Annotated in this window: 21 protein-coding genes; 15 read left to right on the forward strand and 6 right to left on the reverse strand. The window is 64.0% G+C overall.

The genetic code is table 11. The features are described 5' to 3' along the window. Window positions 1–10 precede the first annotated feature (10 nt). A complete protein-coding gene (locus I6F36_RS25595; RefSeq protein ID WP_225135809.1) occupies window positions 11–1,942 on the reverse strand; it encodes a long-chain fatty acid--CoA ligase in 1,932 nt (643 codons plus the stop codon). After that, window positions 1,939–2,760 (reverse strand): ABC transporter ATP-binding protein, encoded by an 822-nt coding sequence (locus I6F36_RS25600; protein WP_225135811.1) that lies wholly within the window; start codon window positions 2,758–2,760, stop codon window positions 1,939–1,941. The genes I6F36_RS25595 and I6F36_RS25600 overlap by 4 nt, the downstream gene beginning before the upstream one ends. Before the next feature lie 333 nt (window positions 2,761–3,093). Here I6F36_RS25600 and I6F36_RS25605 point away from each other — a divergent pair, with 333 nt between their 5' ends. The 4 genes from I6F36_RS25605 to I6F36_RS25620 all read left to right on the forward strand — a co-directional run bounded on the left by I6F36_RS25605 (window position 3,094) and on the right by I6F36_RS25620 (window position 5,195). Continuing rightward, complete coding sequence (locus I6F36_RS25605; protein WP_225135812.1) at window positions 3,094–3,774, forward strand: Crp/Fnr family transcriptional regulator; 681 nt, start codon at window positions 3,094–3,096, stop codon at window positions 3,772–3,774. A gap of 22 nt (window positions 3,775–3,796) precedes the next feature. Further along, a complete protein-coding gene (locus I6F36_RS39895) occupies window positions 3,797–4,504 on the forward strand; it encodes a helix-turn-helix domain-containing protein (RefSeq protein WP_036029878.1) in 708 nt (235 codons plus the stop codon). Window positions 4,505–4,565: 61 nt separating this feature from the next. Further along, entirely contained in the window at window positions 4,566–4,784 is a 219-nt protein-coding gene (locus tag I6F36_RS25615; RefSeq protein ID WP_036015710.1) for a DUF4287 domain-containing protein, read from the forward strand. A 3-nt stretch (window positions 4,785–4,787) separates the two neighbouring features. Continuing rightward, the gene (locus I6F36_RS25620) at window positions 4,788–5,195 is read left to right on the forward strand and encodes a DoxX family protein (RefSeq protein ID WP_225135814.1); all 408 of its coding nucleotides are present in this window, start codon (window positions 4,788–4,790) and stop codon (window positions 5,193–5,195) included. Window positions 5,196–5,214: 19 nt separating this feature from the next. On the opposite strand, the gene I6F36_RS25625 is transcribed toward I6F36_RS25620, so the two are convergent. Together I6F36_RS25625 and I6F36_RS25630 are read right to left on the reverse strand one after the other, a co-directional pair. Then, entirely contained in the window at window positions 5,215–6,477 is a 1,263-nt protein-coding gene (locus I6F36_RS25625) for an MFS transporter (RefSeq protein WP_225172426.1), read from the reverse strand. Between the two features lie 124 nt (window positions 6,478–6,601). After that, a complete protein-coding gene (locus I6F36_RS25630; RefSeq protein WP_225135815.1) occupies window positions 6,602–7,444 on the reverse strand; it encodes a uroporphyrinogen-III synthase in 843 nt (280 codons plus the stop codon). A gap of 141 nt (window positions 7,445–7,585) precedes the next feature. Between I6F36_RS25630 and purU the strand changes: the two genes are divergently transcribed. Further along, window positions 7,586–8,449, forward strand: a complete 864-nt coding sequence (gene purU, locus I6F36_RS25635) for a formyltetrahydrofolate deformylase (RefSeq protein WP_036015720.1) — start codon at window positions 7,586–7,588, stop codon at window positions 8,447–8,449. Between the two features lie 72 nt (window positions 8,450–8,521). On the opposite strand, the gene I6F36_RS25640 is transcribed toward purU, so the two are convergent. After that, a complete protein-coding gene (locus I6F36_RS25640) occupies window positions 8,522–8,803 on the reverse strand; it encodes a hypothetical protein (protein WP_036015722.1) in 282 nt (93 codons plus the stop codon). Window positions 8,804–9,379: 576 nt separating this feature from the next. Here I6F36_RS25640 and I6F36_RS25645 point away from each other — a divergent pair. The 6 genes from I6F36_RS25645 to I6F36_RS25670 all read left to right on the forward strand — a co-directional run bounded on the left by I6F36_RS25645 (window position 9,380) and on the right by I6F36_RS25670 (window position 15,217). Continuing rightward, complete coding sequence (locus tag I6F36_RS25645) at window positions 9,380–10,549, forward strand: ABC transporter substrate-binding protein (protein ID WP_225135817.1); 1,170 nt, start codon at window positions 9,380–9,382, stop codon at window positions 10,547–10,549. A 162-nt stretch (window positions 10,550–10,711) separates the two neighbouring features. Continuing rightward, the gene (locus I6F36_RS25650; RefSeq protein ID WP_036015727.1) at window positions 10,712–11,581 is read left to right on the forward strand and encodes a branched-chain amino acid ABC transporter permease; all 870 of its coding nucleotides are present in this window, start codon (window positions 10,712–10,714) and stop codon (window positions 11,579–11,581) included. 8 nt (window positions 11,582–11,589) lie between these two features. Continuing rightward, complete coding sequence (locus I6F36_RS25655; protein ID WP_225172427.1) at window positions 11,590–12,618, forward strand: branched-chain amino acid ABC transporter permease; 1,029 nt, start codon at window positions 11,590–11,592, stop codon at window positions 12,616–12,618. After that, window positions 12,615–13,370, forward strand: a complete 756-nt coding sequence (locus I6F36_RS25660; RefSeq protein ID WP_036015732.1) for an ABC transporter ATP-binding protein — start codon at window positions 12,615–12,617, stop codon at window positions 13,368–13,370. The genes I6F36_RS25655 and I6F36_RS25660 overlap by 4 nt, the downstream gene beginning before the upstream one ends. Further along, window positions 13,363–14,079 carry an ABC transporter ATP-binding protein gene (locus I6F36_RS25665; protein ID WP_036029900.1) on the forward strand — a complete coding sequence of 239 codons (717 nt, stop codon included), beginning with the start codon at window positions 13,363–13,365 and terminating at the stop codon, window positions 14,077–14,079. Before I6F36_RS25660 ends, I6F36_RS25665 begins: the two co-directional genes overlap by 8 nt. Window positions 14,080–14,098: 19 nt before the next feature. Beyond that, on the forward strand, window positions 14,099–15,217 hold the full coding sequence (locus tag I6F36_RS25670; protein WP_036043303.1) for a cobalamin-independent methionine synthase II family protein: 1,119 nt from the start codon (window positions 14,099–14,101) through the stop codon (window positions 15,215–15,217). A gap of 160 nt (window positions 15,218–15,377) precedes the next feature. Here I6F36_RS25670 and I6F36_RS25675 read toward each other — a convergent pair whose 3' ends face one another. Continuing rightward, entirely contained in the window at window positions 15,378–15,524 is a 147-nt protein-coding gene (locus I6F36_RS25675) for a hypothetical protein (RefSeq protein ID WP_157784118.1), read from the reverse strand. 318 nt (window positions 15,525–15,842) lie between these two features. Here I6F36_RS25675 and I6F36_RS25680 point away from each other — a divergent pair, with 318 nt between their 5' ends. The 4 genes from I6F36_RS25680 (at window position 15,843) to I6F36_RS25695 (ending at window position 21,620) form a co-directional block, all read left to right on the forward strand. Further along, window positions 15,843–17,198 (forward strand): hypothetical protein, encoded by a 1,356-nt coding sequence (locus I6F36_RS25680; protein WP_225112032.1) that lies wholly within the window; start codon window positions 15,843–15,845, stop codon window positions 17,196–17,198. Between the two features lie 60 nt (window positions 17,199–17,258). Further along, window positions 17,259–18,455, forward strand: coding sequence for a methionine adenosyltransferase (gene metK / locus I6F36_RS25685; protein WP_128266405.1), 1,197 nt, complete (start codon window positions 17,259–17,261; stop codon window positions 18,453–18,455). 123 nt (window positions 18,456–18,578) lie between these two features. Then, window positions 18,579–20,000, forward strand: a complete 1,422-nt coding sequence (gene ahcY, locus I6F36_RS25690; protein WP_036015760.1) for an adenosylhomocysteinase — start codon at window positions 18,579–18,581, stop codon at window positions 19,998–20,000. A gap of 159 nt (window positions 20,001–20,159) precedes the next feature. Further along, window positions 20,160–21,620: an NAD(P)/FAD-dependent oxidoreductase gene (locus tag I6F36_RS25695; RefSeq protein ID WP_225135823.1), complete on the forward strand. Its 1,461-nt coding sequence runs from the start codon at window positions 20,160–20,162 to the stop codon at window positions 21,618–21,620. Window positions 21,621–21,685 lie beyond the last annotated feature (65 nt).

Here is a 21,685-nt window from a genome sequence, read left to right on the forward strand (position 1 = left end):
AGGATCTGTATCACTCCGCAGCCTCCGCCATGTGCCCGTGCCCGCCGAGGTCCACCACGCGCAGCGTCGTTCGCACCCGCTGCGTGGTGCCGTCCTGGAAGCGGATCACGGTGTCGACGGGGATGTCGGAATCGCCGCGGTAGATGGCGTCGATGATGCCGGCGTATTTCTCGTTGATGACGCCGCGGCGCACCTTTCGCGTCCGGGTGAGCTCGCCGTCGTCGGCGTCGAGCTCTTTGTAGAGCAGCAGGAAGCGCGAGATGCGCTGGGCCGGCGGCAGCGTGGCGTTGACGGTCTCGACCTCCTTCTGCAGCAGCGCGTAGACCTCCGGCCGTGAGGCGAGGTCGCTGTAGGTCGTGAAGGAGAGGCGGTTCTTTTCCGCCCATTTCGAGATGATGGAGTAGCGGATGCAGATCATTGCCGCGAGCGCGTCGCGGCCGGCCCCAAGCACCACGGCTTCGGCGATATAGGGCGAGAATTTCAGCTTGTTCTCGATGAATTGCGGCGAGAAGCGCTCGCCGCGGGAGGTCTCGGCGAGATCCTTGATGCGGTCGATCACGACGAGCTGGTGGTTGGCGTTGAAATAGCCGGCGTCGCCCGAGCACATCCAGCCGTCCTTGATGTCGGCGACGCTGGCCTCGGGGTTCTTGTAGTAGCCGAGGAACATGTTGGGGTGCCGCACGACGATCTCGCCGACGCCGTGGACGTCGGCATTGTCGATACGGATCTCGACATTGTCGGCCATCGGTACGCCGGTGGTATCAGGATCGACCTTGCCCTCGGGATGCAGCGTGTAGGCCCCGAGCAGCTCGGTCTGACCGTAGAGCGTGCGCAGCGGCACGCCCATGGCCTGGAAGAACTTGAAGGTGTCAGGCCCGAGCGCCGCGCCGCCGGTCGCGGCCGAACGCAACCGGGTGAAGCCGAGGCGATCGCGCAGTGCGCGGAACAGGATCGCGTCGGCAAAGCCCGAGCGCTTGCCCTGTTCAAGCGCGGCAAGGCCCGACTTCATGCCGATGTCGAACAGGCGCTGCTTGAAGGGCGTTGCGTCCATCACCTTGGCACGGACGTCGGCGGCAATCGATTCCCAGACGCGGGGCGCGAACAGCACGAAGGTCGGTGCGATCTCGCGCAGATCGTTCATCATCGTGTCCGGCTCTTCGACGAAGTTGATCTTCATCCGGCAGAGCAGACCTTTGCCGAGCACGTAGACCTGTTCCATGATCCAGGGCAGCGGCAGCACCGAGACATATTCATCGTCGGGACCCTTGGGGTCGAAGGCGAGATAGGTGGCGCAATGGCCGAGCACGCGGCCGGCGGCGAGCATCGCGAGCTTCGGATGCGAGGTGGTGCCCGACGTCGTGCAGAGAATCGCGACGTCCTCGCCCCTGGTGGCATCGACCCGTCTGTCGTAGAGCTCCGGCTCGCGTGCGGCCCGCGCGCGGCCGAGCTCGGCGAATTTCTCCGCCGGCATCAGGCGCGGGTCGTCGTATTTCCGCATCCCACGCGGATCGGAATAGATGATGTGCTTCAGCTTCGGCACGCGCTCTGCAAGGATGAGCAGCTTGTCGACCTGCTCCTCGTCCTCGGCAAAGACCAGCTGCGCCTCGCCGTAGTTGAGGAGATAGGAAGCTTCCTCGTCCAGGACGTCGCGATAGAGCCCGAGGCTGAGGCCGCCAATGGCATGCGTCGCAACTTCTGCCGCGACCCAGTCGGGCCGGTTGTCGCCGATGATGGCGATGACATCACCGCGGCCCAGGCCGAGCTCGATGAGGCCGAGCGCGAAATCGCGCACGCGGGCCTGATAGTCGTTCCAGGTGAAGATGCGCCAGAGCCCGAGATCCTTCTCGCGCATTGCGATCTCGTTGCCGTGCTCCCTGGCATTGAGCCGGAGCATCTTCGGATAGGTGTCGGCCTGCGCGACGCGGCCCGCATAATCCATCATGCCGCGCTCTCCTGCGCCGGAGAGGCATCATCGGGATCGACAAGCACCTCGTCCTCTTCGCCGAGATAGGCACGCCTGACGTGCGGATCGGCGAGCACTGTCGTCGGATCGCCCTCGGCGATCTTCTTGCCGAAATCCAGCACCATGACGCGATGCGAGATATCCATCACCACGCCCATGTCGTGCTCGATCATCACCACCGTCATCCCGAACTCCTCGTTGAGATCGACGATGTAGCGGGCCATGTCTTCCTTCTCCTCGAAATTCATGCCGGCCATCGGTTCGTCGAGGAGGATCAGGCGCGGCTCCAGCGCCATAGCGCGGGCGAGCTCCACGCGCTTGCGCAGGCCGTAGGGGAGGGTGCCGGCGGTGGCCTTGCGCACCGGCTGCAGATCGAGGAAGTCGATGATCTCTTCCACCTTGCGACGGTGCTCGAGCTCCTCCTTGCGCGCGCCGGTGAGCCAGTACAGCGAGCCCGTGAGGAAATTGTTCTTCAAGAGGTGATGGCGGCCGACCATGATGTTGTCGAGCACGCTCATGTGGTGGAATAGCGCGAGATTCTGGAAGGTGCGGCCGACGCCGAGTGAGGCGCGGGCATTCGGCGTCAAGCCGGTGATGTCGCGGTCCTGATAGAACAGCTGGCCTTCGGTCGGCTTATAGCGACCGGAAATACAGTTCACGATCGAGGTCTTGCCGGCGCCGTTGGGGCCGATGATCGAGAACAGCTCGCCTTCCCTGATGGCGAAGCTGACGTCGGTCAGCGCGCGGACGCCGCCGAATCGTAAGGACACGCCGCGCACTTCGAGACTGGTAGCCACCAAACGAATCCCTCCCGGTGATGGCGCTTGATTGGCGCTCTTCCGTTCCTGTCAGGCGATCCTAGTACGGTCGTGCCGGCCAGACCATGCAGCTATTGGTCTCGACCGGACCGGCGCCACCTTCGTTCCCGTGAGGGATCAAAAGCCGCATCGCCCGAGGTGGTCCTCAATAGGGGAAAGCGCTATTTTGAAATGTCTCCGGCCTGACAATTCTGCGACAAAGTTGTCGGGCCGAGCGGGTCTTCATCTTTCGTCGGATGGATGGCCGAAGCGATTCTGTTGCAGTGCAACAGGAGCATGGGGTGACTGAACGGTGCGGCTGGCTTCGAGATCATGATTTCAGAGGATCATCTGAAGCGCATTGCCGCCTGGTCGCGTGAGCTCACACCAGCCGAGATCGAGGTCGCGCGCGCCGGAATTACGGAACGGTCCTACGGCACCGGCGAGAGCGTGTTCATGCGCGGTGATATCTTTGCCTATTGGGCCGGCATGGTGCGCGGCCTTGCCCGCATGGGTGGGGTCTCGCGCGACGGCAAGGAGACCAGCCTTGCCGGGCTGACGGCAGGGGCCTGGTTCGGCGAGGGCAGCGTGCTCAAGAACGAGCCGCGCCGCTACGACGTGGTCGCGCTGCGCGACAGCCGCATCGCGCTGATGGAACGCAGCGCCTTCATGTGGCTGTTCGAGAACAGCGTCGGCTTCAACCGCTTCCTGGTGCGCCAACTCAACGAGCGGCTGGGCCAGTTCATCGGCATGCTCGAGGTCAACCGCACGCTCGATGCCACCGCGCGCCTCGCCCGCAGCATCGCCTCGCTGTTCAACCCGATCCTCTATCCGGAATCGACTGCGCATCTGGAGATCACCCAGGAGGAGATCGGCGCGCTCTCCGGCATGTCCCGCCAGAACGCCAACCGCGCGCTGAACCGGCTGGAGAAGGAGGGGCTGCTGCGGCTGGAATATGGCGGGGTCACGATCCTCGATATCGCGCGGCTCGGGAGCTACGGGGAGGAACGATGATCTGCGCATTCCCGGTGCTTCAGTGCTCATAGAGTTCGACCATCGCGCGTCGGACTCGCCTTACGTCGAGCGGGTATGGCGCAGCCGGAGCCGGCGTGGCGGCTCGTTCCTGTCGATGGCCGAGGGAAATATCGAGCTTGTGGTCACCAGGCTCCCGGAGCTTCTGGCGGTGACGCTCCGAGGGCCGGTCACCCGCGGGACACTCGTCGAATGTCCCGCGAGCGGCGAATGGCTGGCGATCCGGTTTCGGCTGGGAACCTACCTGCCGGAGATACCGACGAGCGCACTGATCGACCATCAAAACATGCAGTTGCCGGTGCTGCCCAACGGCCGTTTTCTGTTTTCGGGTCTGAGCTGGGACATTCCAGGCTATGACGATGCGGAAAGTCTCGTCGCTCGCATGGCGCGCGCGGGTGTCATCGCACGCAGCCACGCGACCGATGCGGCGATCGACGGCGACGTCGACTGGATGAGCCGGCGTTCGGTTCAGCGCCACTTTCGCCGCGTTACGGGCATGACGTTCAGCAGCCATCAGCAGATCGAGCGGGCGCGTCGCGCCGCGGCCTTGCTGGTGAGCGGCAGCTCCGTTCTGGACGCGACATCGGGCGCTGGCTATTTCGATCAGGCCCATCTTACCCGCTCGGTCAGGCAACTGATCGGCATGACGCCTGCGCGCCTCTCGCGCGAGCGGCCGCAATTGTCGTTTTCATACAAGACGACTACGTCCTGATCGCAATATGCCTGGATCGCTCCGGCCGCGCTGGTGGAGCAAACATCGGAGGAGCGCTGCGGTGAGTTTTAAGGCCTATCTCGACAATATCCAGGCCAAGACCGGCAAGAGCCCGGACCAGTTTCGCAAATGGGGCAAGGACCGGGGTTTTTCGACCGGGGCGGGATTGGCCGCCGGCGTGAAAGCGGGTGCCATCGTGGCCGCGCTCAAGGACGAGTTCGGCCTTGGCCATGGCCATGCGATGGCCATCGTCGCGCTTCTCAAGGGGAAGGCGTCGTAGGTGATGACGATGTCCAAGTCGAGACATGTGGCCGGCTCCGTCATGAGCGGGCTCGTGATTGCCTTCATGCTGTTTGATGCCGGGATGAAGCTCGTCCCGCTGGACGTCGTGATCAACGCGACCGCCGAGCTCGGCTATCCCCCGTCGGCCGATCTGGCCCGCGCGCTGGGCGTGGTGGCGCTGGCCTGCACCGCGCTCTACGGCCTCCCGCGAACGGCCGTGCTCGGTGCGATCCTGCTGACCGCCTATATGGGCGGCACGGTGGCTGTTCACTTGCGGGTCGGCAACCCGCTCTTCAGCCATATGCTGTTCGGCGTCTATCTTGCTGGTCTTGCCTGGGGCGGTCTCTATTTGCGCGATTCGCGGGTGGCGGCGTTGCTTCCTCTGAGATCGCCAACGGTGGAGGTCTGACGTCGTTACGGGGACGCCGTCATCGCGCATTGGCCGGCGCGTGCGCCGGCCACAGATCGGCGCGCCAGCGGATCGCGATTGCCACCATCGCGACGAATCCTGCGCCGGCATAAAGCGAGCCCGTCGCGGAATAGCCGATGACGTCGATCAGGCTGCCGGCCGCGAGCAGTCCGATCGGCAAGCCATAGATCACCATCATGCGCACGCCCATGACACGGCCGCGCAGATGTGCGCTCGCGGTGCGCATCAGGATGACGGCAGCCGAGATCATCGACATGCTCTGGGCGATACCGGCGAGGACGAGGCAGGCCATCGCCACCGGCATCGTCCTGACCTCGACGAACACCAGCAGCATTGCGTACCAGGCCAGCGTTGCGCCGATCAGGAGCCGGGCAATGCGTACGCCACTGACCAGGCTGAGCGTGATGGAGCCGATTAGCGAGCCGACGGCGAAGCTCGCCGAAAGATATCCGAGGCCGGTCTGATCAGTGTGAAAGATCTCCCGCGCGATGTAGGGCAACAATCCGCCCGTGAAAGGAAATGCGGTGAGATTCGCCAGAAAAGCGACGCACAGCGCCGCGCGCATTGCCGGCCCGTTCCAGGCATAGACGATCCCCTCTTTGAGGTCGCCAAGCAGCCGCGAAACGGTGTGGCTGCTTGCGGGAAGATCGCTCGTGGTGACGGTCCTTTTCGGCTGGGTCAGGCAGAGCATGAGAAGCGCTGCCGTGAAGTAAAGGCAGGCGATCGCCACATAAACGAGGCCGATACCGAGCACGGCGAACAGCCCGGCCCCCGTCAACGCTCCGGCAATGCGCGCGCTGTCCTGGCTCGTGCGCGCAACACTGATGGCGCCCACCAGCTGCTCGGCCGGCATGATATCGGCGAGCAGCGCGCCGCGAACGCCGAGATCGGAGGGGCGGATCAAGCCCATGATCGTGACGATGATCATGACGCTCAGCGGCGACAGATGACCGCTCAGCGCGAGGACCATGATGGTCGACGACAGCGCCGCATAGGCAAGGCGCATGACGACCAGGAGATCGCGATGGCCGATCCGGTCGCCGATCATGCCGAACACGGGCGCGACCAATGTTCCGACGAACTGGAGTGAAGCCAGCAGCGTGAGCAGCAGCACCGAGCCGGTCTCGACGATGACGTACCAGCCGAGCACCAGCGTCTCGACCTCGAAGGCCCAGGAGGTGAGCAGATCGGACGGCCACTGGAAGCGGTAGTTGCGGATGCGGAATGGCGCGAGCGCCGAAGGTCGTGCAGTGGCGCTCACGACGCGATGACGCGTGTCACGGCGATTTCCTTAACCTTGTTGTTTCTTCTTGCTGTGGCGCAACCTAACGCTGGCGATGCCGGTGTCAATCGCAGTCGCCGCAGGCCGCCCCCGCGCTCGGCTCTTACCTCGCGGCGCTGGCCGCTTTCCTGTCGGCTAACGCACTTGCCATGGCCGAGATCAGAGGACGCATGAAATAGGCTTCGTCGGCGGGCGAGACGTCCGCGCGCAAGCCATGCGCTGCTAGCTCGCCGGAAACGGCCGGGCCGACCGATGCGATCAGCGTGCGTTCGAGACCTGCGCGCAGCTTCGTCTCGCTGCCGCGCGCCTTGGCAACCTCGATCAGCCGGCGGACCTGGCCGAGATTGGTCAGGGCGATCGAGTCGATACGTCCCTCTGCCATGTCGTCAATGGCGGCGACGATGTTGGCATCGGCAGCCTTGGAATCGTAGACGTAGGGCAGCACCGTATCGACGTCGGCGCCTTGCGCGGCCAGCGCGCCGGTCAGCGCGCTATGATCCTTGTCGGGATAGAGCTGCAGACCGAGGCGCCGCCCCTTAAGGTCGAGTCTGGCCAGCATCTCGATTACGCCTTCGGTGGTCGGCTTCTCCGTGGTCTGCTGCGTCTCGAGGCCGATCTCGCGCAGCGCCTTGCCCGGCTTCGGGCCTCGGGTGAACTTGCGCGCCTGGGCGAGCGCCGCGACAAGGGCAGCGTCGAGCCCGCGGGCGCGGGCGAGCTTCATGATGCGGCGCAGGCCTTCGCCGGTCATCAGCACGAGATCGTCAAAGGGCTTGTCGATGGCACGGCGAATCCAAGCCTCGACTGGAGCCGGATCCGGCGCATCATGGATGGTGAACATCGGGCATTGCACGACCTCGGCGCCTTGCTCGGCCAGAAGCTTGGAAAACTGCGCCTCCTCGCGCGCTTCCAGGATCAGGATGCGGTAGCCGTTCAAGCGGTCGGCCATGGGTATGCTCCGTTGAGAATTCGCAATTGTCCGTTCATCCTGACTCCGCGGTTGGGATTGGCGCAAGGGCGGGTCGGTGCTAGAGCAGGGCGCAATCCGCTGGATCGTTCCGCTGCACAAACCTTCATCAAGAGCCGAGCCTTGCCCGACCATCAATACGTCCTGACCCTGTCCTGTCCGGATCGCCCAGGAATCGTCTCGGCGGTCTCGACGTTTCTCGCTCATAACGGACAGAACATCCTCGACGCCCAGCAGTTCGACGACGTCGAGACCAAGAAGTTCTTCATGCGGGTGGTGTTCACAGCGGCCGATCTTGCCGTGGAACTCGCGGCACTGCAGACCGGCTTCGCCGCGATCGCCGAGCGTTTCGGCATGGAATGGCAGATGCGCGACCGCGCTGCGCATCGCAAGGTGATGCTGCTGGTCTCGAAGTCCGATCACTGCCTGGTCGACATCCTCTATCGCTGGCGAACCGGCGAATTGCCGATGATTCCGACCGCGATCGTCTCCAATCACCCGCGCGAGGTCTATGCCGGGCTCGATTTCGGCGGCATCCCCTTCCACCATTTGCCCGTCACCAAGGAGACCAAGCGCGAGCAGGAGACACAGATCATGGACCTCGTCGGCAAGACGAAGACCGATCTAGTGGTGCTCGCCCGTTACATGCAGATCCTGTCCGACGATCTCTCGGCAAAGCTGTCGGGGCGCTGCATCAACATCCACCACTCATTCCTGCCGGGCTTCAAGGGTGCCAAGCCCTATCACCAGGCCCATGAGCGCGGCGTCAAGCTGATCGGCGCCACCGCGCATTACGTCACGCGCGACCTCGACGAGGGCCCGATCATCGACCAGGACGTCGAGCGCATCAGCCATCGCGACACGCCGGAAGATCTGGTCCGCAAAGGCCGTGACATCGAGCGCCGCGTGTTGGCCCGGGCCATCCGCTACCATCTCGACGACCGCGTCATCCTCAACGGCCGCAAGACCGTGGTGTTCGTGGATTAGCGAATGGGGGACGAAAGGTGAGTGGAGGGGGAGCGCGTCCTATTCGCTACTCCCTGTTCGCCATTCGCTTCCTCAGCGCCCCGCGCCAGCCGACGTCGTCCCCGTCGCGCCCTTCTGGGCCTGTTCTTCCTTCTCGCGATCGGTCGCCGGCATCAGCCGCTTGCGCTCGCGCTCCTTCATGTAGGCATCGTATTGCGGCGTGCCGGGCCGCGGCGGCGCATCAGCTGGCAGGCCGCCGGCCCATTGCGGGACGTAGTCGCCCATCCCGGCGGAGAGCTTCTCGTTGACCGTCCCGCAGCCTGCGAGATTGAGCAGGGCGAGTGCGGCGGCGATCGAAAGCGAGCGAGAACGCATGAATATCTCTGGTCGTGCCCCCGACGGGGCGCGGATGGTGGAGCGCCATAGGCGTTAGCGGCAACCATATCTCTCAATAGGTAAAATTGGCCTATTCGAGGGAGGGCAAAGCTGTATACAGAGAAGGTATTATAATAGGCATATTTTGCACTTGATGAGGTCACCGCTGTTGGTACGGTATACACCGGGTATTTGTCATTGGACGGATCGTAGGACGGGGCATGCCACGGACGCACTTAAGATGTCCGGATTCTGCAAATGAGAGACTGAATCCTCCATCCCCGGTGTGGTGCGGCCCTCGTAGGGTGGCAAGGCCATCGCCCTCCGGCCCAGTGTCACAAGGCTTTTTCGTTGACAGGACCATTTCATTTGTACAATCGTACAAATAGCTCTCCGCCGTTGTTGAGGCAGATTGCGCGGCTTGCGCCGAATGGTCGCCCAACGTTCGATTGACAACGGGGTTACAGAGGACGCCATGTGGCCGCACGGCATGGCTTGTCCGTGAGTGAAGCGCGGCAAGGACCGGGTACTCGGTCCGCCGCACAAGAGGTGAGGAATGAAGGGGAGGGACATCTGATGTTCGAACGCTTACGCACCGCAGCGGTCGTTGCGATCGCGGGCCTCGCGGCCGTCGCGCCTGCCAAGGCGCAAGACACGGTCAAGATCGGGCTGATCCTGCCGATGACCGGCGGCCAGGCCTCGACCGGCAAGCAGATCGAGAACGCGATCAAGCTCTACATGCAGCAGAAGGGCGACACCGTCGCCGGCAAGAAGATCGAAATCATCGTCAAGGACGACGCGGCGATCCCGGATAAGACCAAGACTGCCGCGCAGGAGCTGATCGTCAACGACAAGGTCAACTTCATCGCCGGCTTCGGCGTGACGCCGGCCGCGCTCGCCGCCGCGCCGCTGGCTACCCAGGCCAAGATTCCTGAAGTCGTGATGGCGGCCGGCACCTCCATTATCACCGAACGTTCGCCCTATATCGTGCGCACCAGCTTCACGCTGGCGCAGTCCTCGACCATCATCGGCGATTGGGCGGTGAAGAACGGCATCAAGAAGGTCGCGACGCTGACCTCGGACTACGCGCCGGGCAATGACGCCCTCAACTTCTTCAAGCAGCATTTCACGGCCGGCGGCGGTGAGGTGGTCGAAGAAGTCAAGGTGCCGCTGCAGAACCCCGACTTCGCTCCGTTCCTGCAGCGCATGAAGGACGCAAAGCCGGACGCGATCTTCGTGTTCGTGCCGGCGGGCCAGGGCGGCAACTTCATGAAGCAATATGCCGAGCGTGGCCTCGACAAGGCCGGCATCAAGGTGATCGGGCCGGGCGACGTCACCGACGACGATCTGCTCAACAACATGGGCGACGCCGTGCTCGGCACGGTCACCGCGCATCTCTATTCCGCGGCGCACCCCTCGCAGATGAACAAGGATTTCGTCGCGGCCTACAAGAAGGCCTTCGGCAACCGTCCGGGCTTCATGGCCGTGGGCGGCTATGACGGCATCCACCTGATCTACGAGGCGCTGAAGAAGACAGGTGGCGACACCAACGGCGACAAGCTGATCGAGGCCATGAAGGGCCAGAAGTGGGAGAGCCCGCGCGGTCCGATCTCGATCGACCCCGAGACCCGCGACATCGTGCAGAACATCTACATCCGCAAGGTCGAGAAAGTGGATGGCGAACTCTACAATGTCGAGTTCGCGACCTTCGAGGCTGTCAAAGATCTCGGCAAGACCAAGAAGTGACGCGCGAAAGCGCGTCATCCGGGGCGCGCATGAGCGCGAACCCCGGGGATCTCTCTCCAGCGTCATGCCCGGGCTTGACCCGGCCATCCACGCGGCGGCCCAGACAAGAACGTGGATGGCCGGGACAAGCCCGGCCATGACGGATTAACTCAAGCTGAGACCATGACCGCAATCCTCACCAACCTGTTCGATGGCGTCGCTTACGGCATGCTGCTGTTCGTGCTCGCCTGCGGGCTCGCGGTCACGCTCGGCCTGATGAACTTCGTCAATCTCGCCCACGGCGCCTTCGCGATGGCGGGGGGCTATATCTGCATGGTGCTGGTCAACCGGATGGGTTGGCCATTCTTCGCCGCTTTGCCGCTCGCTTTCGTCTCCTCGGCTGCAATCGGCATCGCGCTCGAACGGACGCTGTACCGTCATCTCTACGCCCGCAGCCATCTCGACCAGGTGCTGTTCACGATCGGCCTGACCTTCATGTCGGTGGCAGCCGTCGATTACATCCAGGGATCCTCGCGGGTCTTCATCAATTTGCCCGCCGCGCTCCAAGGCCAGTTCGATCTGTTCGGCGTCGGTATCGGCCGCTACCGGCTGATGATCATCGTGATCTGCGGCCTGCTGACCATCGCGCTTCAAATGGTGCTGGCGAAGACACGTTTCGGCAGCCGCCTGCGCGCGGCCGTCGATGACCCCCGCGCCGCGAGCGGTCTCGGCATCAACGTGCCGCAGGTGTTCGCCTTCACCTTTGCCTTCGGTTGCGGGCTCGCCGGCCTCGGCGGCGCGCTCAGCGCCGAGATCCTCGGCCTCGATCCGTATTTCCCGCTGAAGTTCATGATTTACTTCCTGATCGTGGTCACCGTCGGCGGCTCCTCCTCGATAACGGGCCCGTTCCTCGCCTCGCTGCTGCTCGGCATCGGCGACGTCGCCGGCAAATATTACGTGCCGAAGATGGGCCCCTTCGTGATCTACACCATCATGATCGTGATCCTGATCTGGCGCCCGAACGGCCTGTTCGGCCGCACGGCCGCGCGTTGAGTTCACCGATGAGCGCTGCTTCCGACGTCGGCTACCATGCCCAGCGCCAGGCGCGCTGGCACTACGGCGAAATCGCCTTCTGGCTGATCGTGCTGGCCTGCGGTTTCGCATTTCCGTCGCGCTATCTGATCATGACCGACATCCTGCGCCTCGCGCTGTTCGCGATGTCGCTCGATCTCATCCTCGGCTATGCCGGCATCGTTTCGCTGGGCCATGCCGCCTTCTTCGGCGTCGGCGCCTATGCTGCGGGGCTGCTGGCGCTGCACGGCATCGTCAAGGAGCCCGTGCTGGCGCTGATCGTCGCCGGCCTTGCCGCCATGGTGCTCGGCTTTGCCACCAGCTTTCTGGTGATCCGCGGCGTCGACCTGACGCGCCTGATGGTGACGCTCGGCATTGCGTTGCTGCTGGAAGCGCTCACCGAGCGCTTCTCCAATATCACCGGTGGGACCGACGGCCTGCAGGGCATCGAGATGCAGCCGATCTTCGGCAAGATCCCGTTCGACATGTTCGGCAAGGCCGGCTTCTTCTATTCGCTCGCCGTGTTGTTCCTGCTGTTCCTGTTGGCCCGCCGCGTCGTGAATTCCCCGTTCGGCCTGTCGCTGCGCGCCATCAAGAACAATCCGCTCCGTGCCGCCGCCATTGGCATTCCGGTCAACCGTCGCCTGATCGCGATCTATACGCTGGCTGCGTTCTATGCCGGCATTGCCGGGGCGCTGTTCACCCAGACGACCGCGATCGCCTCGCTGGACGTGTTTTCCATGGAGCGCTCCGCGGACCTGATGCTGGTGCTCGTGATCGGCGGCACCGGCTATCTCTACGGCGGGCTGATCGGCGCGGTGATCTTCCGCATGCTCCAGGAATTGTTCTCGACCATCACGCCGCAATATTGGCAGTTCTGGATCGGGCTCGTGCTGGTCGTGATCGTGCTGGTCGGCCGCCAGCGCCTGCATCGCTGGGTGCTGTATGTGCCGAACCTGATCATCAGGCGGATTGCGGGGCGCAAGGCGATCGTTGCCGTGCCGGAGAGCGATTCATGACCATCGCGCTCGAAACCCAGAATCTCGAAAAGCAGTTCGGCGGCCTGCGCGTCACCCGCGATCTGTCCTTGAAGGTCGAGCAGGGCGCCCGCCACGCGCTGATCGGTCCGAACGGTGCCGGCAAGACCACGGTCATCAACCAGCTCACGGGCGTGCTGAAGCCGAACTCGGGCCGCATCCTGCTCGAAGGCCAGGACATCACCGATCTGCCGGTGCACAAGCGCGTGCTGCGCGGGTTGTCGCGCACGTTCCAGATCAACCAGCTCTACCCGGACCTGACTCCCCTGGAGACCATCGGGCTCGCGGTCTCCGAGCGCCTCGGCCATGGCGGCGACTGGTGGCGACGGATGGGCACGCGCAGTGACGTCAATGGCGAGACCGCCGATCTGCTCTCCCGCTTCCATCTGCTCGACGTCATGAACGAAGAGACCGTGACGCTGCCCTACGGTAAGCAGCGCCTGCTCGAGATCGCGGTGGCCATTGCGGCCAAGCCGCGCGTGCTGCTGCTCGACGAGCCCGCCGCCGGCGTGCCCGAGAGCGAGCGCCACGACATTCTCGCCGTCGTGGGCAGCCTGCCGCGGGACGTCACCGTGCTCCTGATCGAGCACGACATGGACCTCGTGTTCTCCTTTGCTGATCGCATCTCGGTGCTGGTCTCGGGCGCGCTGCTGACCGAAGGCCCGCCCGAAGAGGTCGCGCGCGATCCGCAGGTGAAGGCGGTCTATCTCGGCGAGGAGGCGGTCGATGTCTGACCTGCTCGCGATCGATTCGCTTCGCGCCGGCTACGGCGAGGCGGTGGTGCTGCCGAAGATGACGCTCCGCCTCGCCGAAGGACAGGTGCTGGCGCTGCTCGGGCGCAACGGCACCGGCAAGACCACGCTGATCAACTCCATCGTCGGCGTCACGCGCCGCTTCGCAGGCTCCATTGCGCTGGCCGGCACCGATGTGACGGCGATGCGGCCCGACCAGCGGGCGCGCGCCGGCATCGGCTGGGTGCCGCAGGAGCGCAACATCTTCCGCTCGCTGACGGTGGAAGAGAACATGACCGCCGTAGCGCAGCCCGGTCCCTGGACGGTCGAGAAGGTGTACGAGATGTTCCCGCGGCTGAAGGAGCGGCGGAGCAATTTCGGCAACCAGCTCTCCGGCGGCGAGCAGCAGATGCTGGCGATCGGTCGCGCACTTACCCTCAATCCGAAAGTCCTGCTGCTGGACGAGCCGATGGAGGGCCTTGCGCCCATCATCGTCGAGGAACTCTTGAAGGCGATCGGGACCATCACCCGGTCCGGAGGTATCTGCTCGATCATCGTAGAGCAGAATGCCCAAAAGATTCTGGGGCTCGCCGATCGCGTTGTGATATTGGAGCGCGGAACGATCGTCCACGACGCTCCGAGCGCCGCGCTGAAGACCGACCCCTCTGTCCTGGAGCGCCATCTCGGCGTCGCCGGGGCGGCGGCCCACTAAGATGTCCAGGGAGTAACACATGCAGCGAACCAAAGCCCCCTTCCGCGCCGACGAGGTCGGCAGCCTCCTGCGTCCGCTCAAGATCAAGGAAGCCCGTAGCCGGCTGGAGAAGGGCGAGATCTCGGCCGACGATCTGCGCAAGATCGAGGACATGGAGATCGAGAAGGTCGTGCACAAGCAGGCCTCGATCGGGCTGAAGCTCGCGACCGACGGCGAATTCCGCCGCTCCTGGTGGCATTTCGACTTCCTGGCCAAGCTCACCGGCTGCGAGCTGTTTCACCCCGACACCGGCATCCAGTTCACGGGCGTGCAGACCCGTCACGATGCGGTCCGCGTCATCGGCAAGCTCGACTTTCCAGACAGCCACCCGATGCTGGACCACTTCCGCTTCCTGAAGAAGGTCGCCGACCAGGCTCACGTCACCGCCAAGATGACGATCCCTTCGCCGGCAGTGCTCCACTTCCGCGGCGGACGCAAGTCGATCTCCAAGGACGTCTATCCCGATCTCGACGCCTTCTACGAAGATCTCGGCAAGACCTACCGCAAGGCCGTGAAGGCGTTCTACGACGCCGGCTGCCGCTATCTCCAGTTCGACGACACCGTCTGGGCCTATCTCTGCTCGCAGGACGAATTGCAGAAGGCACGCGAGCGCGGCGATAATCCGGATGGGCTGCAACAGATCTATGCGCGCATCATCAACTACGCGCTGGCGGAGAAGCCGGCCGACATGGTGGTGACGACCCACGTCTGCCGCGGTAATTTCCGCTCGACCTGGATTTCCTCGGGTGGCTACGAGCCGGTGGCCGAGACCATGCTCGCCGGCACCAATTACGACGGCTACTTCCTGGAGTACGACAGCGACCGCGCCGGCGGTTTCGAGCCGCTGCGCTTCCTGCCCAAGGGCAACAAGGTCGTCGTGGTCGGCGTCATCACCTCGAAGTTCGGCGAGCTCGAGAAGAAGGACGACATCAAGCGCCGCCTGGAAGAAGCCGCCAAGTTCGCGCCCTTGGAGCAGCTCGCGCTGTCGCCGCAATGTGGCTTTGCCTCGACGGAAGAGGGCAACATCCTCTCCGAGGAGGAGCAGTGGGCCAAGCTCAGCCTCGCGGTCGAGATCGCGAAGGAAGTGTGGGGGCAGTAAGGCTCCGCCGTTAAGGCTCACCCGTGTCCCGGACGCGCAGCAACGCTCCAGCGTTGCTGCGCAGAGCCGGGACCCATGCTGCTCGACTTGCTGCGCGGAGCTATAGGCCTCAGCTCTGCAGAGCACCGCTGAGAAGCGCTGCGCTGCGTCCGGGCACGAGTCACTTCTCCGCCAGATAGACCCCCACAGAGAGGAGTTCGACCATGGGCACATGCTTGTTCTTCGGGGTCGAGATCACCTTGCCGCGCCTGGCCTTGCCGCGATTGAGCTCGTGCCGCTCGGCGGGCCGTGCCCCTGCACCTCCCACGCGATGATTCCTTCGCAGGCATTGATCATCTTGTCTGCGGCGTCGTGTCCGCCGTGCAGCTCGGCTCGAGCTGATTGCGCGTGCCTGCGCGACCGCGGGCGGACCACAGGAGCGCGGCGAGCAGGGCGACCGGGCAGGCGCGCACGGTAAGGAGGCGATCAGAGGAGAAGCGCCAGTTGTTGCTCGGCGGGGCCAGAGTGGGGCGCGGCTCGCGGCCGGAGCAAACTGTGAAGGAGGCGCTTGGATCCGCTATTCCCTCAGTGGGCAGATTTTGCTAGGAGATTGGTCCCAATCCGTCTGCCCACCGATTTCCCACTCATGAAGAACGACGAAATCCTGAGCCAGATCACCGACTTCTGCCGCAAGGCGGACATGGCGGAATCGACGTTCGGCCGGCGCGCAGTGAACGATGGGAAGCTGGTGCATCGCCTGCGCGAGGGAAAGCGCATCACCATCGACACGCTGGAGCGGATCCAGGCCTATATGGCGGCCTCGATGGCCGGCGGCGTGCCGCCGCCGCGGGGACTTCAGGTGCCGCCCGAGAAGCGCGATCCACGCGGCAATTTCCGCTTCTTCGAGAACCGCCAGAAATACCTACTGTTCGTCCACACCTGCAGCGAAAAGCGGGTGATCGCAGACAGGGTTGCCTTGGAGCTGAGCTCCATCCATCCGCGCCCGCCGGCGCTGCGTCTGTTCGACGCCGGCGTCGGCGACGGAACGGTGCTGGCGCGGGTGCTGCGCGCCACGCACCAGCGCTTTCCGCACATGCCGTTCTACGTCGCGGGCAAGGAGCTCAGCCTGGAGGATTTGCGCCTGACGCTGGAGAAGGTGCCGGACCGCATTTTCGAGCACCCGGCATCGGTGTTTGTGTTCACCAACATGTTCTACGCGGAGGCGCCCTGGCTGACGCCAGCGTCGCCCGCCGCGGCGGCCGCCACCGTCTGGCACGAGGTGCCGCTCCGCGGCGCTTCGTCGGGCGAGTTCGAGCAGCAGATCGCGGAGCTGAGGCCCTTTCTGGAGCAGAACTGGCGCGCTGCGATCAGCCCACGCACGGCCATGCCGCTCTACGAGCGGCCGGTCGTCCTCGTGCTCTATCGCGAGGACCACAGGTTCCTGCTGGATTCGACCATTCCGCGGCCAGGCCAGACTGAGGCCAATTTCGACCTCGTCATCGCATCCCAGCCGTACCGGGCCCTGTCATCGGTCAATTTCCGGGCCAAGCGGATCATTGCACCTCTGGCGCGGGCGCTGCGGCCGGGCGGCAGGCTGATCGGTATCCACTCCCATGGGCAGGATCCGGGCATGGAAATGATCCAGGCGATCTGGCCGGGAGAAAATCCTTTCTCAGTCAGCCGTCATGAGCTACTGCGTGCCGTTAAGTATGAACTTGGATCGGTGGGCCGCGACTTAAATTTTAATGCATACGCGGACAATCGTTCGATCTTCAGGTATGATATGGAAGCGCTGCCCAACGAGGTCACCGGCACCATCGGAACCTCGACGGCCTTTGCAGCGTGGAATGCGGCGGTGTATGTGGCTCAGATTGAGGACGACCGATTGACAGAAATGACTCAAAACGGCCGCACTCTGGATGCCGCCAGGGATGTGCTGCGGAAGTACAACGGGCTCTGGTTTCTCGACGAATCCTACGTCATCTCGCGCCGGCGTGATTGACATCATCAAAAGTAAACATCGCAAACGCCCGCCGGCTAGCGGCGGAACAAGGGGTTACTGATGCGCGCGTCCTATCTCTTCACCAGCGAGTCCGTGTCCGAGGGCCATCCGGACAAGGTCTGTGACCGGATCTCCGATGAGATCGTCGACCTGTTCTACCGTGAAGGGCCTAAGGCGGGCATCGACCCCTGGCAAATCCGCGCCGCCTGCGAGACGCTCGCGACCACCAACAAGGTGGTGATCGCCGGCGAGACCCGCGGCCCGAAGTCGGTGACCAACGAGCAGATCGAGAGCGTCGTGCGCGGCGCGATCAAGGACATCGGCTACGAGCAGGAAGGCTTCCACTGGAAGACCTGCGACATCGAGATCCTCCTGCATCCGCAATCGGCCGACATCGCCCAGGGCGTCGATGCGCTGCAGCCGGGCGAGGTCAAGGAAGAAGGCGCGGGCGACCAGGGCATCATGTTCGGCTACGCCACCAACGAGACGCCCGATCTGATGCCGGCGCCGATCTTCTACGCCCACAAGATCCTGCGCCTGATCTCGGAAGCCCGCCACTCCGGCAAGGAGAAGGTGCTGGGTCCGGACTCCAAGAGCCAGGTCACCGTGCAGTACGAGAACGGCAAGCCGGTCGGCGTGCGCGAGATCGTCGTGTCGCACCAGCATCTGGTTCCCGACCTCAGCTCGAACCAGGTTCGCGAGATCGTCGAGCCCTATGTGCGCGAGGCGCTGCCGAAGGACTGGATCACCGCGAAGACGATCTGGCACATCAACCCCACCGGCAAGTTCTACATCGGCGGTCCCGACGGCGATTCCGGCCTGACCGGCCGCAAGATCATCGTCGACACCTATGGCGGTGCGGCCCCGCACGGCGGCGGCGCGTTCTCCGGCAAGGATCCGACCAAGGTCGACCGCTCCGCGGCCTATGCTGCGCGCTACGTCGCCAAGAACATCGTCGCCGCCGGTCTTGCCGACCGCTGCACCCTGCAGCTCGCCTACGCCATCGGCGTGGCGCGCCCGCTGTCGATCTACATTGACACCCACGGCACCGGTAAGGTTTCGGAAGACCAGCTCGAGAAGGCCGCCGCCAAGGCGATGGACCTCACCCCGCGCGGCATCCGGACCCATCTCGATCTCAACCGGCCGATCTACGCGCGCACCTCGGCCTACGGCCATTTCGGCCGCACGCCCGACAACGAGGGCGGCTTCTCCTGGGAGAAGACCGACCTCGTCGAGCAGCTCAAGCGCGCGCTCTAATAAACGCGACATCCCGGGGCGCGTACGCGAGCGACCCCGGGATCCTCATCTATCACGTCGAGATTCCGGGTTCGCCTCTTGGAAGTGCCCCGGAATGACGAGTTCAACAACAGGACACTCGCCATGAACGCGAAGCCCGGCTTCACCGATTACATCGTCAAGGACATTTCGCTCGCCGATTTCGGCCGCAAGGAGCTCTCGCTGGCCGAGACCGAGATGCCTGGCCTGATGGCCACCCGCGAGGAGTACGGCCCGAAGCAGCCGCTGAAGGGCGCGCGCATCGCCGGCTCGCTGCACATGACGATCCAGACCGGCGTGTTGATCGAGACGCTCGCCGCGCTCGGCGCCGACATCCGCTGGGTCTCCTGCAACATCTATTCGACGCAGGATCACGCTGCCGCTGCGATCGCCGCCGCCGGCATTCCCGTCTTCGCCGTCAAAGGCGAGACGCTGACCGAGTACTGGGACTACACCGCCAAGCTGTTCGACTGGCACGGCGGCGGTCACCCGAACATGATCCTCGATGACGGCGGTGACGCCACCATGTATGTCCATCTCGGTCTGCGCGCGGAGAACGGCGACACCGCCTTCCTCGACAAGCCCGGCTCCGAGGAAGAGGAAGTATTCTTCGCGCTTCTGAAGAAGCAGCTCAAGGAAAAGCCGAAGGGCTACTTCGCGGGGATCGCCAACAGCATCAAGGGCGTCTCCGAAGAGACCACCACCGGCGTGCATCGTCTCTATGACATGCAGAAAGCGGGCACGCTGCTGTGGCCGGCCATCAACGTCAACGACAGCGTCACCAAGTCGAAGTTCGACAACCTCTATGGCTGCCGTGAATCGCTGGTCGACGGCATCCGCCGCGGCACCGACGTGATGCTGTCGGGCAAGGTAGCGATGGTCGCCGGCTTCGGCGACGTCGGCAAGGGCTCGGCCGCCTCGCTGCGCCAGGCCGGCTGCCGCGTCATGGTCTCCGAGGTTGATCCGATCTGCGCGCTGCAGGCGGCGATGGAAGGCTACGAGGTCGTGACCATGGAAGACGCCGCGCCGCGGGCCGACATCTTCGTCACCGCCACCGGCAACAAGGACATCATCACCATCGAGCACATGCGCGCGATGAAGGATCGCGCCATCGTCTGCAACATCGGCCACTTTGACAACGAGATCCAGATCGCGTCTCTGCGCAATCTGAAGTGGACCAACATCAAGCCGCAGGTCGACGAGATCGAGTTCCCCGACAAGCACCGCATCATCCTGCTGTCGGAGGGCCGCCTCGTGAACCTCGGCAACGCGATGGGCCATCCGTCCTTCGTGATGTCGGCGTCCTTCACCAACCAGACGCTGGCGCAGATCGAGCTGTTCGCCAACAACAAGGACGGCAAGTACGAGAAGAAGGTCTACGTGCTGCCCAAGACGCTCGACGAGAAGGTCGCCCGCCTGCACCTCTCCAAGATCGGCGTCAAGCTCACCGAGCTCCGCAAGGACCAGGCCGACTATATCGGTGTGAAGCAGGAAGGCCCGTACAAATCGGACCACTACCGCTACTGAGCCACCGGTTCGACCAACCATCGACGCAAAGCCCCGGAGCGATCCGGGGCATTGTTGTTTCGGGACATGGAATTCAACTCGCTTTGCAGTTGCGGCACGTTGATTGCCGATTGACGGCCAGCAGCGGCAGGCGGACAATCCGCCCCGGCGGAGGAAACCATGCAACAAGAACATTTCGACGTGCTGATCGTCGGCGCCGGGCTATCAGGCATCGGCGCCGGCTATCATCTGCAGACCAAGTGTCCGGCCAAGAGCTACGTCATCCTCGAGGGACGCGATTGCATCGGCGGCACCTGGGACCTCTTCCGCTATCCCGGCATCCGCTCTGACAGCGACATGTTCACCCTCGGCTATTCGTTCAAGCCGTGGACCGATCCGAAGGCGATCGCCGACGGGCCGCAGATCCTGAACTACGTGCGCGAGACTGCTAGCGAGAACGGCATCGACAAGCACATCCGCTTCCACCACCGCGTCAAGCGCGCGGCGTGGTCGACGCCGGATGCGCGCTGGACCGTCGAGGCCGAGCGCATCACGGGCGAGGGCGCGACCGAGCTGGTGCGCTTCACCTGCAACTTTCTATTCATGTGCTCAGGCTATTACAAATACGAAGCGGGCTATACGCCGGAGTTCAAGGGCGCCGCTGATTTCGCCGGCCGCATCGTGCATCCGCAGAAATGGACCGAGGACATCGACTACGCGGGCAAGCGTGTCGTCGTGATCGGCTCGGGCGCGACAGCGGTAACGCTGGTGCCGGAGCTCGCCAAGCAGGCGGAGCAGGTCACCATGCTGCAGCGCTCGCCGACCTATGTGGTGTCGCGGCCGGCGCAGGATCCCGTCGCCAACAAGCTGCGCCGCAACCTGCCGGCGAAGTTCGCCTATCACCTGATCCGCTGGCGCAACGTGATGTGGGGGATGTTCTTCTTCCAGCTCAGCCGGCGCAGACCGGCGAAGGTGAAGGATCTCATCCTCAAGGGCGTGAGGATCGCGCTCGGCCCGGACTACGACGTCGCGACCCACTTCACGCCGCGCTACAATCCCTGGGACCAGCGGCTGTGCCTCGTGCCCGACGGCGACCTCTTCAAAGCGATCCGCGAGCAGCGCGCCAGCGTCGTCACCAGCGAGATCGACACCTTCACGCATGACGGCATCCGCCTGAAGGACGGCCGCGAGCTGGCGGCCGACATCATCGTGACGGCGACCGGGCTGGTGCTCCAGGTCGCCGGTGGCCTCGAGGTCAGCGTCGACGGCCGCTCCGTCGATTTCGCCAACACGCTGACCTACAAGGGCATGATGTATGCCGACGTGCCGAACATGGCCTCGGCCTTCGGCTACACCAACGCGTCCTGGACGCTGAAATGCGACCTCACCTGCGAATATGTCTGCCGCCTCATCAATTACATGGACCGGCACAATTTCCGCCAGTGCATGCCGCACAACGATGATCCCACCATCACCGCACAGCCTTCGCTCGATTTCACCTCGGGCTACGTGCAGCGCTCGATCGCCAAAATGCCGAAGCAGGGCTCGAAGCGGCCCTGGCGGCTCCACCAGAACTACGCGCTCGACATCGTCTCGTTGCGCTTCGGTCGGATCGACGATGGCGTGATGCAGTATTCCTGATCTTGCTACGTAGGATACCGGGATAGCCTCGCGTTCGCTTGAGACGAATCGCGACTTGCGGTAGT

It is taken from the genome of Bradyrhizobium sp. BRP19 (assembly GCF_020194195.1).
Classification (GTDB): Bacteria; Pseudomonadota; Alphaproteobacteria; order Rhizobiales; family Xanthobacteraceae; genus Bradyrhizobium; species Bradyrhizobium yuanmingense.